General features: G+C 64.0%; 12 protein-coding genes. 2 read left to right on the top strand and 10 right to left on the bottom strand.

All coding sequences use genetic code 11. From position 1 onward, the window contains the following. Positions 1-663 precede the first annotated feature (663 nt). The gene (gene xth / locus FHY18_RS01025; protein WP_259149445.1) at positions 664-1,680 is read right to left on the bottom strand and encodes an exodeoxyribonuclease III; all 1,017 of its coding nucleotides are present in this window, start codon (positions 1,678-1,680) and stop codon (positions 664-666) included. Positions 1,681-2,029: 349 nt separating this feature from the next. Then, positions 2,030-2,245 (bottom strand): hypothetical protein, encoded by a 216-nt coding sequence (locus tag FHY18_RS01030; protein ID WP_259149446.1) that lies wholly within the window; start codon positions 2,243-2,245, stop codon positions 2,030-2,032. Between the two features lie 595 nt (positions 2,246-2,840). Between FHY18_RS01030 and moeB the strand changes: the two genes are divergently transcribed. Beyond that, positions 2,841-4,001, top strand: a complete 1,161-nt coding sequence (gene moeB / locus FHY18_RS01035) for a molybdopterin-synthase adenylyltransferase MoeB (protein ID WP_259149447.1) — start codon at positions 2,841-2,843, stop codon at positions 3,999-4,001. A gap of 266 nt (positions 4,002-4,267) precedes the next feature. On the opposite strand, the gene glp is transcribed toward moeB, so the two are convergent. From glp to ndk, 8 genes are all read right to left on the bottom strand, one after another. Next, a complete protein-coding gene (glp, locus tag FHY18_RS01040) occupies positions 4,268-5,488 on the bottom strand; it encodes a gephyrin-like molybdotransferase Glp (protein WP_259149448.1) in 1,221 nt (406 codons plus the stop codon). Positions 5,489-5,668: 180 nt separating this feature from the next. Continuing rightward, a complete protein-coding gene (gene der / locus FHY18_RS01045; RefSeq protein WP_259149449.1) occupies positions 5,669-7,066 on the bottom strand; it encodes a ribosome biogenesis GTPase Der in 1,398 nt (465 codons plus the stop codon). Between the two features lie 10 nt (positions 7,067-7,076). After that, complete coding sequence (bamB, locus tag FHY18_RS01050) at positions 7,077-8,294, bottom strand: outer membrane protein assembly factor BamB (protein ID WP_259149450.1); 1,218 nt, start codon at positions 8,292-8,294, stop codon at positions 7,077-7,079. Further along, positions 8,294-8,932 (bottom strand): tetratricopeptide repeat protein, encoded by a 639-nt coding sequence (locus tag FHY18_RS01055; RefSeq protein WP_259149451.1) that lies wholly within the window; start codon positions 8,930-8,932, stop codon positions 8,294-8,296. The genes bamB and FHY18_RS01055 overlap by 1 nt, the downstream gene beginning before the upstream one ends. A 70-nt stretch (positions 8,933-9,002) precedes the next feature. Continuing rightward, positions 9,003-9,860 (bottom strand): helix-turn-helix domain-containing protein, encoded by an 858-nt coding sequence (locus FHY18_RS01060; protein WP_259149452.1) that lies wholly within the window; start codon positions 9,858-9,860, stop codon positions 9,003-9,005. Continuing rightward, positions 9,857-10,645 (bottom strand): type IV pilus biogenesis/stability protein PilW, encoded by a 789-nt coding sequence (gene pilW / locus FHY18_RS01065; protein ID WP_259152448.1) that lies wholly within the window; start codon positions 10,643-10,645, stop codon positions 9,857-9,859. The genes FHY18_RS01060 and pilW overlap by 4 nt, the downstream gene beginning before the upstream one ends. A 10-nt stretch (positions 10,646-10,655) precedes the next feature. Beyond that, the gene (rlmN, locus tag FHY18_RS01070) at positions 10,656-11,849 is read right to left on the bottom strand and encodes a 23S rRNA (adenine(2503)-C(2))-methyltransferase RlmN (RefSeq protein WP_259152449.1); all 1,194 of its coding nucleotides are present in this window, start codon (positions 11,847-11,849) and stop codon (positions 10,656-10,658) included. A gap of 30 nt (positions 11,850-11,879) precedes the next feature. Beyond that, positions 11,880-12,305 (bottom strand): nucleoside-diphosphate kinase, encoded by a 426-nt coding sequence (gene ndk, locus FHY18_RS01075; RefSeq protein ID WP_002812972.1) that lies wholly within the window; start codon positions 12,303-12,305, stop codon positions 11,880-11,882. 218 nt (positions 12,306-12,523) lie between these two features. Here ndk and FHY18_RS01080 point away from each other — a divergent pair, with 218 nt between their 5' ends. After that, positions 12,524-13,156: a TetR/AcrR family transcriptional regulator gene (locus FHY18_RS01080; RefSeq protein ID WP_007963815.1), complete on the top strand. Its 633-nt coding sequence runs from the start codon at positions 12,524-12,526 to the stop codon at positions 13,154-13,156. Positions 13,157-13,158 lie beyond the last annotated feature (2 nt).

Genomic DNA, 13,158 nt, shown 5'->3' on the forward strand with positions numbered 1-13,158 from the left:
CAGCGCCGCGCGTGGCGTCATCGCAACGCCGTGTGGCCTGGGCGCACAGCCACGGTCTCCCCGTCTACGCGACCTGGCTTGCCCCTGTTCGAAGGCGCTGCCCACAGCGCACGCCGCAACTGCAATGCAGTCCTCCACCATTGTGATGCGTGGGCTTCTTCGACCGTTTGAGCAGCTAGCCAACCCCATCCTGATCGCCCAGATCCACCAGATCCACAAGCAACGAAGGTGCGATGAAACCCACGGCGTGTCGCGCCGGCTGTTCATCCACAAAAGCAGCGCAGCGCTGCCGTGCTCTGGCTATCGGGTTGGCAATGCCATGTCTATCGTCAGCAATCACTGGCTGTGTGCTGCAGCAGATCACATCCAGTGGGCGGGACGCCATGGGCCAAGAAGCGCCTGGCGCCGCATTCAAACATCGAGCGCAAATGCGTATGTCGACTCAAGAATCACCATCCTCGTAGGTCGCAGTCTTGGAGTGCGGCCGTCGCTCTGCGAAACGGCACCATGCCCAGTGGTTGACATGCGGGACACGACACCTCGCCAACCATGTCTGCTGACGTGCTTGCGCGATGCTGTTATTTGCTTATCTCGCAGCTTTTTTCTTGATCGTGACTACATCGCATTATTCCCGAAGTTACTGCGCAAATCAGTTTCTCGCTGCTACGTTTTCCCACCCTTCCTTGGGCTTTGGGTGGCCACTTGCTTGCCAGCCTTCGCAGGCTTGGCGACTGGTGCAACTGCCGCATCTTTTTTCTTCCCAGCAGGCCTTGAAGTGGCTGTCGCCGCCTTCTTGGCGACTGTCTTGCGGGCAGGTGCCTTCTTCGTCGCCCCCCGTTTGCGCACCGGCGATGCAGCGCCATGATCTTCGATCGTCTCCACCTCGGTGTCCGGTACACGCACGTTGATCCAGGTGGGCGCGTGATCGCTGGCCTTTTCCAAAGCTCGCACCCACTTGTCCACGCCCGCGTCCTGCAAGCCGGGCGCCAGTGCGCGATTGAGTAGTAAATGGTCGATCCGCAGGCCGCGGTCGCGTGCGAAATGCTGGCGAAAATAATCCCAGAACGTATAGATCGGCGCATCGCCATGCAGGGCCAGCAGGCTATCGGTCCACCCCTGCTCCATCAGTGTCTGAAACGCCTGTCGGCTTTCCGGTTGTAGCAAGGCATCCTTGCGCCACCCCTTGGGATCGTAGATGTCCGCATCGGTCGGCACCACATTGAAATCGCCGATCAAGGCCACCGGATGCGGCAAGTCCACCAGTGTCTTGGCATGTCGGATCAGACGCTGAAACCAGGCGAGCTTGTAATCGAATTTCGGACCCGGCTGCGGATTGCCATTGGGTAGATACAGACACCCCACCACCACCCCGTGGATCGCTGCCTCAAGATAGCGGCTCTGTGTGTCGCTCGGGTCCCACGGCAGGCCACGACGAATCTCGACAGGGTCGGCGCCGCGTGCCAGCAAGGCCACGCCATTCCATGCGCGCTGCCCCTGCCAGATCACCCCATAGCCGGCATCACGAATCGCCTGCTCCGGAAACGCCTCTTGCGTGGCCTTCAGCTCCTGCAAACCCACAATATCCGGCTGCTCGCGCCCGAGCCACTCCAACAAATGCGGCAATCGGCTGCCGATTCCGTTGATGTTGAACGTGGCGATCTTGCGTGTGACGCTTGCCATGGGATAACAGCTCGCTACGCAATTGGTGAAGCCGCAGCATGGCGGCCGCTGCATGAAGCCGATGCTCAAGACATGTGAAGCCGCAGCATAGACAGGTGCGCACCTGTGCGTCGATGACGGCGTTCGCTCACGGCAGGTACGCTGGCGAATCGCGGGATTGCACTGCTCCGCCAGCTAACCCAGGTGGCAGGCCGCCTTTCGGCGCTGCAGGTGCACGCGCAACACGGCCAGCGCCCGACATCCCGCCATCATGCCGAACCGGAAGACGCACATCGCGCACAGAAAGCCGGATGAAGATGCAGCCATGGACGCTGCTGCTGTTGGTTGATCGACAACAGCACCTGCGACATCATGCCCCGGGATCTGCCGGCCCCAGCTGATTGGCGACCAGGATTTCATCGATCCGCTTGACGATTTGCGCCGCCTCTTCCGGCGACTGCGCAGCGGCAGTGATTTTTTCGGTACGGGCATGGAACACGTCCCAGAAATCATCCGGATGCTGGCTGCGGATCTCAGGTAATTGTTCTGCCAATTGTTTCAGTTGCGCATCGATGTCGTGGGTCATCAAGATTTCCTTCTTTGATCGAAAGCGGCTGTCACGCATCGCGAGGATGGTCAGACAAGCCCGGACGGCGTCAACGTCGATGCGATGACGCATCTCTCCAGCTAGCGGTTGCACCGCCTGACGCATCCCAACCGCAGTGCCACGCCTCCACGCTACCGCTGCCTCGGTGAGCCTGATGACAAATGCTCCTTGCCAGGTCGCACGCAAACGAAACCAAGGGTGCAAGGACGTTGCGGCAAGGCGATCTGCCGCCTGACATCGCTCCAGCCAGGACGGCGCTCAGTTGTTGATCGAAACTCACCGCTGTTTGGTCGCCCCGGAAAGATCGCCGCTTTCTTGTTGGGCTCGCCATTGAGTGCGGCATCCAGCCACTGCGTGAGTCTGGATGACCTGCTCGACACCAGCACCGGGCGTCGAAGCTCCCCTCCCCCTTGTCTGCGCATCAATTGCGAGCCACACGTGCCTAGGCCATGCGGCGGTCACACCCCGAGCTAGCGTCGCAGGATGCGCTTGGTCGCAGCACGTCAAGGGTCGGAGGATCGGCTTGCGCGCGTCCAATTCCGCAGCAGGCCATTACGCATCAAAACAGCGCTGTTTGCGCGACAATAGCGTCATGAGCAGCCATGACATCTCCCCCGCCGATGCGCGTGCACGCGCCGTGCAAGGCGCACTGCTGATCGATATCCGGCAACTGCACGAGCGCGCCGGTGGCCAGGCCGAGGGCGCGTTGGCGATTGCCCAATACGATCTGGAAACCGCGCCCACGCAGCATCTGCCCGACCACGCACGCGAAATCCTGTTGATCTGCCAGAGCGGCAGACGCTCCACGCATACAGCCGAAACATTGCGTGCGCAGGGATACAGCCAGGTTGCATCGGTGGTGGGCGGCACCACCGCATGGATGAGCGACGGCCTGCCGCTGGTGCGCCCCAGCCTGCCGGCGGACGAGCAGGATTTCTTGGAGCGCTATTCGCGGCATTTGCGCTTGCCCCAGGTCGGTGTGCAAGGCCAGCAGCGGCTGGCAGCTGCGCGCGTGCTGCTGGTCGGCGCCGGCGGGCTGGGCTCGCCAGCCGCATTCTATCTGGCTGCCGCAGGCGTCGGCCACCTGCGTCTGGCCGACGACGATGTCGTCGACCGCAGCAACCTGCAGCGTCAGATCCTGCATACCGAAGACAGCCTAGGCACCGCCAAGGTCGACTCAGCGGCGCAGCGCATCGGCGCGCTCAATCCGCGCGTGCACGTCGAGGCGGTACAGACACGCGTCAGCGCCGACAACGTGGAAGCGTTGCTGCAAGATGTGGATGTCGTGGTCGATGGCGCCGATAACTTTGCCGCGCGCTACCTGCTCAACGATGCCTGCGTCAAACTCGGCAAGCCGCTAGTGTACGGGGCGGTGCAACAGTTCGAAGGTCAGGTGAGCGTATTCGATGCCGGTCGCAACCGCGGGCATGCGCCCTGCTACCGCTGCCTGTTCCCCGAACCGCCGCCGCCGGAATTTGCACCCAGCTGCGCGGACGCCGGCGTGCTCGGCGTGCTGCCCGGGGTGATCGGGCTATTGCAGGCCACCGAAGCGCTCAAGTTGCTGCTTGGCATCGGCGACAGCCTGAGCGGCCGCCTGCTCAGCTTCGATGCGCTATCGATGCGATTCCGCGAGATCCGCCTGCCGCCCGATCCGCATTGCCCGTTGTGCGCGCCGGGTGTCGCATTCCCCGGATATGCGGACTACGCGTCCTTTTGCGGCAGCGCAATCGGTTGAGCGCATCTGCCGAGGTGGCGTTGCAGATGCGCAATGCGTGATCGGCGCACACATCGTGTCGGTGACGCATGTGCGAGCACGGCTCACCCTGCCCGAGCAAGCCGGAAAGCTGGCCGATGGAGCGGATCCGTCAGCCGCGCTGCCGCACCACACCAGGCTCGTTAGCGCCTGAAGCCGAGTCGCTAGGCCTTCGCAGCGCCGCTCGCAGCACCGCAATCCGCGGGGCTTGGCATCCCGGGCTAGACCCGTTTCGCCTCGCTGCAGGGCTACAACGCGTACGGAATCACTTGCACGATCTCGCCTGCCTCGAAGCGACGCGCCTGTTCCGGCAGGACGATCAGCGCATTGCTGTCGGCCGCCCCACGCAGCAGATGCGACGCGTCGCCTCGATGCGGCTGCGCGCTCAAGCGTCCGTCAACGCCGCACTCAAGCCGGCCGCGCAAAAATTCCAGGCGCTCGTGGCGCTTTTCCCAGGCACTTGCCAGCGCCGCGTGCCACACCGGACGCGGCTCGCTGCGCCCCTGTAGCCCGTCCAGCAACGGCACACCGTAGGCGATCAACGTCGCCAGGACAGACACCGGGTTGCCCGGCAGGCCCAATACCAGGCAGCGCCCGATCTGCCCCAACACCGCCGGCATGCCCGGGCGCATGCGCACACGCCAGAAATGGATCCGCCCCAGTTCCTGGATCAGGCGCGGCAGGTAATCCTTTTCACCAGCCGATACGCCGCCGCAGGTGATCACCACATCGAAGGCCGCCGCCGCATCTTCCAGCATGGTGCGGATACGCTGCGGATCGTCCGGCAAGGTCGGCCATGCGGTCGGCGCATAGCCCAGCGCCCGCAGCTGCGCCATCAGCATGTCGCGGTTGCTGTTGTAGATCTGGCCGGGGCCGAGCGGCATGCCAGGCTCCACCAATTCATCGCCGGTCGCCAGCACCGCGATGGTCGGCCGCGGCGCGACCGCCAGCCGCGAGACGCCCAGCGCCGCCGCCAGCCCGATGCGGGCCGGGGTCAGCACCTGCCCGGTCTGGATCACCAGATCGCCGGCACGCACGTCGCTACCGGCCAGCCGCACCGCAGTGCCCGATGCAGGCGTCGTGCGGAAGCGCACCACGCCATCGCGCTCGTCGGCATCTTCCTTCGGAATGACAGTATCGGCGCCATCCGGCAGCGGCGCGCCGGTGGTGATGCGCAGGCATTGCCCCGCGCTCAGCGTGCCGGCCCAACGCTCGCCGGCGAATTGTTCGCCGACCAGTTGCAACGACGCATCGCCGCCAGCGATATCGACATGCCGCAACGCAAAGCCGTCCATCGCGCTGTTGGCGAATGGCGGCAGGGCGAGCGGCGCGATCAGGTCGGCAGCGCAAATCCGCCCATCGGCACGCGCGGTGGCGATGTTCTCATCGGGCGGGCGGCTGTTGGCTGCAACGGCCTGCAGAATCTGCAGCGCCTGCGCATACGCAATACGGGAGGGATAGTCGGTCATGTCGCGCAGGATACCAGTGCGACACGACGACTTAGAGCGGCTGGCAAAACGACCATGCAGTCGTCCGAAGCACGTGACTTTCGCGTGCGCAGCTGTTGAAACATTCGATCAGGGCGGGCCCAACGCGCACCAACACTGTATCCACCTGGCGAAAGCTGGCCAGGCGTGATCAGACCCCGCCTACTTGCCCTTGACGTGCTTCATCAACCGCCGTTTGCGCGCCACCTGCCGTTCGGTGAGCGTGTTCTTCTTGCCCTCGTACGGATTGGCGCCTTCGCGGAAGATGAAGCGTACCGGCGTGCCGACCAGCTTGAAGCGCTTGCGGAAGAAATTCTCCAGATAGCGCTTGTACGACTCCGGCAGCACCTTCAGGCGCGTGCCATGCACGATGAAGGTCGGCGGATTTGCGCCACCCGGATGCACGTAACGCAGCTTGGAAACGTGGCCACGGATGCTCGGCGGCGGATTGGTCTCGTAGGCGATTTCCAGCGCCTGGTTGACTTCGCTGGTGCTGAACTCGTGCGTGGCCGACGCGTGGGCGCGATGGATCGCCTGGAACAACTCGCGCATGCCCGAGCCGTGCAACGCAGAAATCCGCACCGCCTCGGCCCAGCTGACAAAGCCCAGCTTGCGCGACAGCAGGTCTTCGGCCTGCGCACGCTGGTAGTCGCTCTGCCCATCCCACTTGTTGATCGCCACCACCAGGGCGCGGCCGGCATCCAGAATCGCGCCGAGAATCGTCGCGTCCTGATCGGTCACACCTTCGGTCGCGTCCAGCATCAGCACCGCGACTTGGCATTGCTCGATCGCCTGCAGCGTCTTGAACGCACTGAATTTCTCGACGGCCTCTTCCACCTTGCCGCGGCGGCGCAGGCCGGCGGTGTCGATCAGGCGGTACTGACGATTATCGCGCTCCAGGTCCACCGCGATCGAATCGCGGGTGGTGCCCGGCACTTCGGAAGCGATCATGCGCTCCTCGCCGAGCAGGCGATTGACCAGCGTCGACTTGCCCACGTTCGGGCGGCCCACGAAGGCGATCCGCACACGCGCCGGGTCGTTGTCCAGCAACTCGCCGGACCCTTCCTCCGGGAGCCGTGCACCGACTTCCTCAAGCAGTTCGTCGATACCCTGCCGATGCGCAGCAGACAGCGCCACCACATCGGAGAAGCCGTAGCGCGCAAATTCCGAGCGCACGGTCTCTTCGTCGGTGCCGTCGATCTTGTTGATGACCAGCACGGTCGGCCGCGCCAGCTTGCGCAACCAGGCCAGGATCTCGTCATCCAGCGAAGACGCGCCTTCGCGGCCATCGACCACGAACAACACCAGATCCGCTTCGCCAGCGGCTGCACGCGCCTGACGCGCGGTGGCGCCGGCCAGGCCTTCCTCGTCGCCGGCGATACCACCGGTATCGACAACGATGAAGGGTTGCTGCTCGTCCAGACGGCAGACGCCGTAGTTACGGTCGCGGGTGACGCCGGGCTGGTCGTGGACCAGCGCGTCACGGGTGCGCGTCAGCGCATTGAAGATGGTGGACTTGCCGACATTGGGCCGTCCAACCAGGGCGACCAGGGGCAGCATCGCAAGGTCCTTATTGTGCCAACCGGAAGGCGGTGAGATCGCCGTCGGTGTTTTGTACCAGCAGAATGCCATCGACGACCACCGGCTGCGCCAGCAGCGTGTCGCGTCCAGCGCGAGCGCGCGCGGCCAGTGCACCGTCGCTGAGTTTCAGCCAGTGCAGGTAGCCTTTGTAATCGCCAACCACGGCGTAATCGCCCTGGATGGCCACACCGGTCAGCGAGCGACGCGCCAAGGCAGCCTGCGACCACATCGCCGCGCCGCTGCTCTTGTCCAGGCCCCACACCGAACCGGCGTTGTCGGACACCACCACCACGGCCGACGACACACCAACGCCGCCGGCGCCGCCATGATCGCGCGTCCACAGCGGACGGCCGCTCGGGCCTTCCAGCGCGAGGGTTTCGTTCTTGAAGCTGGTGGCGTACAGGGTGGTGCCATCCAGTACGGGCGCGCCGTCCACGTCGGACATGCGCTCCAGCTCGGTGCGACCTTCCGGCACGCCGATCGCCTGTTCCCACAACGGGCGGCCATCCTGCAGCGCCAGCGCACTCAAGGTGCCGCTGTCGTTACCGACAAACACCACGCCCGGGCCGGTCACGATCGGCGCATTGCCGCGCACCGACAGGGTCGGGCCTTCTTCGGCATGGAACCAGCGACGCTCGCCGGTCGCCGCATCGAAGGCACTGACGCGGCCGTCGTTGCTACGCACCAGCACCAGGTTCTGTGCAATGGCGGGCGCGGCGATCACTTCGTTGGGCACCTTGGCGCGCCACTTCTCGGTGCCGTCGGCCTGGTTCAACGCAATCACGTCGCCAGACAAGGTCCCGATCACCACCAGGCCTTCGCCGACGCCGGGACCACCGGACAGGCGCTGCTTGAACTTGCGGTCGTTACGCTCTTCTTTCTTGGGCTTGTATTCCCACACGCGCTTGCCGGTCTGCAGATCCAGCGCCTGCACGCCGCCGGTGATCGCTGCGGCATAAACCTTGCCATCGGCGACGGCCGGCCGCTGACGCACGCCGATGTGTCCTTCACCCTTGCCGATGCCGGTGGACCAGATCTTGTCGACCTTGACCGATGGCTCGAACTTGACCAGCTCGGCAGGTTCCTGCGCCTTCTTGGCAGCAGCATCCTTACCGGCAAACCAGCCCTTGACCGTGCTGCAACCGGCCAACGACATGCCCATCAGGGCGATCAACGCAATGCGCTTGTACATGGTGTCCTGCTTCATCAAATCTGCTCCGCCGGATCGGGCACTTTGCCGCCCACATCCATCAGCTTGGTTTCCAGCAACCGGCGCTGCGGCGAGGCCACATCGACCGTGGTCAATGCCTTGGCGTACAACGCACGCGCTTCATCGGTCTTGCCCTGAACAACCAGCGCATCGGCGCGGATCTCCAGGCTGGCGTGATCCTGCGCGTCGGCCAGCAGCTTGATCGCCTCATCCGGCTTGCCGCTCTCGGTCAGCACGCGCGCCAGACGCTGTTGCACGATGTGCTTGAGCTCGCCTTCTGCAGGCACGTCGCGCAGCGTCTTGATCGCTTCGGCGTGCTTGCCGGCATCGACCTGCGACTTGGCAAGACGTAACGCAGCCAGCTCGGCATAGATGCCGCCTTTGCCGTCGTCGAGCGCCACGATGTCCTTGGCCGCCTTGTCCAGGTCCTTGGCCTGGATCGACTTCACCACCGCTTCGTACCGCGCGTTGGCTTGGACCAATTCGGTATTGGTGCGCTTCTGCCACCACTGCCAGCCCAGGATCAGGGCCAGTCCGAGCAGGACGCCGCCCACCAGTCCCGCGCCATTCTTTCTCAACCAGGAACGAACGCGTTCGCCTTGTTCGTGTTCGTCCAGCAGATCGTCGATCGCCATGCGTACTCTCGCTCCGTCATCCCGGAGGCGCGGAACATCAAAAGGGGAAAATGAAAAACCGCAGTCCGCTTCACTCGGAAGCAGGTACCACGGAGCCGTCGGAGGATACCGCAAAACGGGCCACGTTAGCGCGCTGGAACGGTTTCACATCGACGATACTGCCGCCTTGCTGAACCTCTACCGCCGACGCATTGCCCAGTACGATGCGGCCCACCTGCCCCGGCGAATAGCTGCGATGCTCGCCGGCGCGGATCAGTGCTTTTTCCACTGCACTGCCATCCGGTGCCAGGATCTGCACCCAGCTGTCGCCGCTGAAACTCAGCGACAGGTGTTTGCCGGCGTCCGCCACTGCCGGTGCCGCCTCGGCCTCAGGCGTCGCACGCGGCACAGGCGTCATCGATGCGATGTACGGTGCCGGCTGCTCGCGCGGCGCGGCCGGCGGCGCTGCAGGGTTGGCGGGAGCACTGGTCTTCGCTGCGACCGGCATGCTGTCCAGCGACACCGTACTCGGCCCCTTGCCATCCAGATGCGAGCGTGTCGCATACCAGACCGGCACAGCGAACACGCCGGTGATGACGACATACATCGCCTTGCGTGCGGTGCTTTCGAGAATGCGGCGCGCACGCGGGGTATGGGTGTGGCTGACCAGCTTCACCGGTTCGATCGGCGCGATGCTGGCCTGTTGCAGCGACGGCTCCAGATCCACCTGCAACAGCCGCGCATAACTGCGCAACTGACCGCGAACGAAGACCGGCGCGCCCAGGCGCTGCCAGTCTTCCTGCTCAAGCGATCGCACCACGTGCGCCGGCATGCGTAGCTTGCCAGCGACATCGTCCACACTCAGACCTGCTGCTTCGCGCGCCTCGCGCAACTGCGGCCCGCAGCCCTTTTCCTGCTCGAAAGGGTTCGGATTGGAATCACTGATCACAATGCATTGGCCCCGGGGTTAGCGGTCGCTGCGTCAGGAAATTCCTTGACCAACCGCTGTTGGTAACGGCTGGCAGCTACCTTGTCGCCTAGCCCTTGCTCAATCTGAATGGCGAGTTGTAACACGGAAGCCGTTACCGGTGCAGCCGCAAGCCGGCGTTCGATAAAGGCACGTGCTTCGAAATAATTGCGACGCCCGGCCTCCAGCCGCGCCATCGACTCCAACGCATAAGGATTGCCCGGATCCATGTCGAGCGCCTTGCGCAAATCGCTTGCCGCTCGCTCGGGCTGCCCCGCCTTGAGTGCGCAACCGCCTGCATTGCCGAGCGCGGACGCAGGCGATGCGTAGGTTCGGTCGGCCAGTGCGCGATCGAACCAGATCAGCGACTCGGCAGGCGACCCATTGGCGCACACCCACGCGCCATAATTGTTCAACACGTCGCCGCGCTGCGGCGCCAGTTCGGCGGCACGGCGATAGGATGCGCCGGAGCCGGCAACATCGCCGCGCCCACCCTGGATCAGGGCCAACATGCCGATCGCATCCACCGACTGCGGATCTTTCTTCAACGCGGCGCGGATCTGCTCTTCGGCGCCGACATAGTCGCCGGTCTGCATCCGGTTGCTGGCCAGGCCGAGCTTTTCCCGCACCGCCAAGCGATCCTTGGTGGCCTTGTTGTCGCGGAACGAATAGACCGGCGCCACTTCTTCCACGCGCTTGGCCGAGCCGGCCTTGGCATTGCGACCACCGCAGCCGGCCGCGCACAGCGCGATCGCCACGGCGGCCATTAACGCGAGTTCACGCTGCCGCATCTCGATCGGCCTGCCCTTCCAATGTGCGGCGGAATTCCGCCTGGCGACGGGTACGGTCCATGACCTGCCCCTTGAGCTGCCCGCATGCCGCATCGATGTCGTCGCCACGCGTACGGCGAACCATCGTCAGCACCTGCGCGTCGAGCAGAATCTTCTGGAATGCGCGGATCTCCGTCTCTCCGGAACGCTCGTAACGCGTGCCGGGGAAGGGATTGAACGGAATCAGGTTGACCTTGCCGGCATCCTTGGACTGCACCGCATTGTCGAACTGACGCATCAATCTGGCCAGCTGGCGTGCGTGCTCCGGCTGGTCGTTGATGCCCTTCATCAAGGTGTATTCGAAGGTCACCGAGTCGCGCTTTTTGCTGCCACGCAGATAGCGCGCGCAGGATTCCATCAACTCGGCGATCGGGTACTTCTTGTTCAGCGGCACCAGGCTCTCGCGCAGCGCGTCGTTGGCGGCGTGCAACGAGACCGCCAGCGAGACATCGCTTTCGGTGGAAAGCCGGTCGATCATCGGGACCAGACCGGAGGTCGACAGCGTCACCCGCTTGCTGGCGAGGCCATAGCCCAGATCGTCGCGCATCACACTCATCGCGCGCACGACGTTGTCGAAATTCATCAACGGCTCGCCCATGCCCATCATCACCACATTGGTGAGGCGGCGTTGCTGGTGCGGCACGTTGCCCAGATGGCGCGCAGCAACCCATACCTGCCCGATGATTTCGGCGGTGGTGAGGTTGCGATTGAAGCCCTGGGTGGCGGTCGAACAGAACGTGCAGTTCAACCCGCAGCCGACCTGGGACGACACGCACAGCGTGCCGCGGCCCTTGTCGGGGATGTAGACCGTTTCGATGGCGTTCTTGCCGTCGGTCCCCATAGCCAGCAGCCATTTGTGGGTCCCGTCGGTGGACGGCTTGTCGAACACCACATTGGGAACCAGCACCTCGGCATGCTGGTGCAACTTCGCACGCAATGCCTTACCGAGGTCGGTCATCTGGTCGAAATCGGTGACGTAGCGGTGGTGAATCCACTTCATCACCTGATGGGCACGGTAGCGCGCTTCGCCGAGCGTGTCGGCGAAGAAGCGCTCCAGTCCCTCGCGGTCGAGGTCGAGCAGGTTCTGCTTGCGCAGTTCCGGGGTACGGACTGGGACGTCCTGCAACACGGAGGGGATCACGACCTCATTCACGATTCGACTCTCTCGGCCTCAGCGCGAGACCACTTCTGTTGCGGCGAAGAAATAGGCGACTTCATTGGCAGCGTTCTCGACCGAATCCGAGCCGTGGGCGGCATTGGCATCGATCGAGTCGGCGAAATCGGCGCGGATGGTGCCCGGCGCAGCGTCCTTGGGATTGGTCGCGCCCAGCAGGTCGCGATGCGCGGCAACGGCATTCTCGCCTTCCAGCGCCTGGATCATCACTGGGCCGGAAATCATGAATTCGACCAGCGCATTGAAGAACGGACGCTCGCGGTGAACGGCATAGAAGCCTTCGGCTTCCCGGCGCGACAACTGCTTGTATTTGGCGGCCACCACTTTCAGGCCAGCCTTCTCGAAGCGGCTGTAGATTTCGCCAATGACGTTCTTGGCGACGGCATCAGGCTTGATGATGGACAGGGTGCGCTCCAGCGCCATTGGGAATTCTCCGTTGGGCGGGCCACTGAAGGCCCGAGGTTATCATGAAAAAAACCCGCGTCAAAACGCGGGCTTAGGCTTCTTTGCGATGGTCAATTCTATCTCGTCGCCCGCATGTTTGCACACCGCCCCCTGAATCGTGCTGCATTGCCGCATGACCTGCCCGCAACCAAGCCCGTAGACTCAAACAATCGTTTGATTGAGTCCGGCCCCAGCGCATGCCCAAGCCCGCCCACTTCTCCACCAAGGACCGCATTCTCGGTGCCGCCGAGGAGCTGTTCGCCCAGCATGGGTTTGCCGGCACCTCGCTGCGGCAGCTGACCACCCAGGCCGACGTCAACATCGCCGCGGTCAACTACCACTTCGGCTCCAAGGAAAACCTGGTCAACGAGGTGTTCCGCCGTCGCATGGACGAAATGACAGCCGCGCGACTGCAACAGCTGGAGGCGGCGAAAAAATCCCAGCCCGGCGAGCTCACCGCGGTGCTGGCCGCATTCGTCGAGCCGGCCCTGGCGATGGCGCAGGACCGCCAGAACGGCGGCGCCTTCGTACGTGTGATCGCCCGGGCCTATGCGGAAAAGAACGACAACCTGCGCAAGTTCCTGTCCGACCATTACGGTCATGTCCTGCGCGAATTCGGCAAGGCCATTGCCGGTTGCGTGCCGGGCCTGAGCAAGGAGGAGCTGTACTGGCGGCTGGACTTTCTGGCCGGGGCGCTTACCTACGCGATGGCCGATTTCGGGCTGATCAAGCGCCCGGCAGGGGTCAGCGAGGCCGACCACCGTGCGCGGGCCGCGCGCGAACTCATTCGTTTCGCGGAACCCGGTTTCCGCGCTCATTCCACACCGTAAAC

It is taken from the genome of Xanthomonas sp. 3793 (assembly GCF_024806835.1).
Classification (GTDB): Bacteria; Pseudomonadota; Gammaproteobacteria; order Xanthomonadales; family Xanthomonadaceae; genus Xanthomonas; species Xanthomonas arboricola_F.

Excerpts from the sequence above, each read along its gene's own strand:
- xth (WP_259149445.1), bottom strand. The coding sequence starts at position 1,680 with ATGGCAAGCGTCACACGCAAGATCGCCACGTTCAACATCAACGGAATC.
- FHY18_RS01030 (WP_259149446.1), bottom strand. The coding sequence starts at position 2,245 with ATGACCCACGACATCGATGCGCAACTGAAACAATTGGCAGAACAATTA.
- glp (WP_259149448.1), bottom strand. The coding sequence starts at position 5,488 with ATGACCGACTATCCCTCCCGTATTGCGTATGCGCAGGCGCTGCAGATT.
- der (WP_259149449.1), bottom strand. The coding sequence starts at position 7,066 with ATGCTGCCCCTGGTCGCCCTGGTTGGACGGCCCAATGTCGGCAAGTCC.
- bamB (WP_259149450.1), bottom strand. The coding sequence starts at position 8,294 with ATGAAGCAGGACACCATGTACAAGCGCATTGCGTTGATCGCCCTGATG.
- FHY18_RS01055 (WP_259149451.1), bottom strand. The coding sequence starts at position 8,932 with ATGGCGATCGACGATCTGCTGGACGAACACGAACAAGGCGAACGCGTT.
- pilW (WP_259152448.1), bottom strand. The coding sequence starts at position 10,645 with ATGGCCGCCGTGGCGATCGCGCTGTGCGCGGCCGGCTGCGGTGGTCGC.
- ndk (WP_002812972.1), bottom strand. The coding sequence starts at position 12,305 with ATGGCGCTGGAGCGCACCCTGTCCATCATCAAGCCTGATGCCGTCGCC.
- FHY18_RS01080 (WP_007963815.1), top strand. The coding sequence starts at position 12,524 with ATGCCCAAGCCCGCCCACTTCTCCACCAAGGACCGCATTCTCGGTGCC.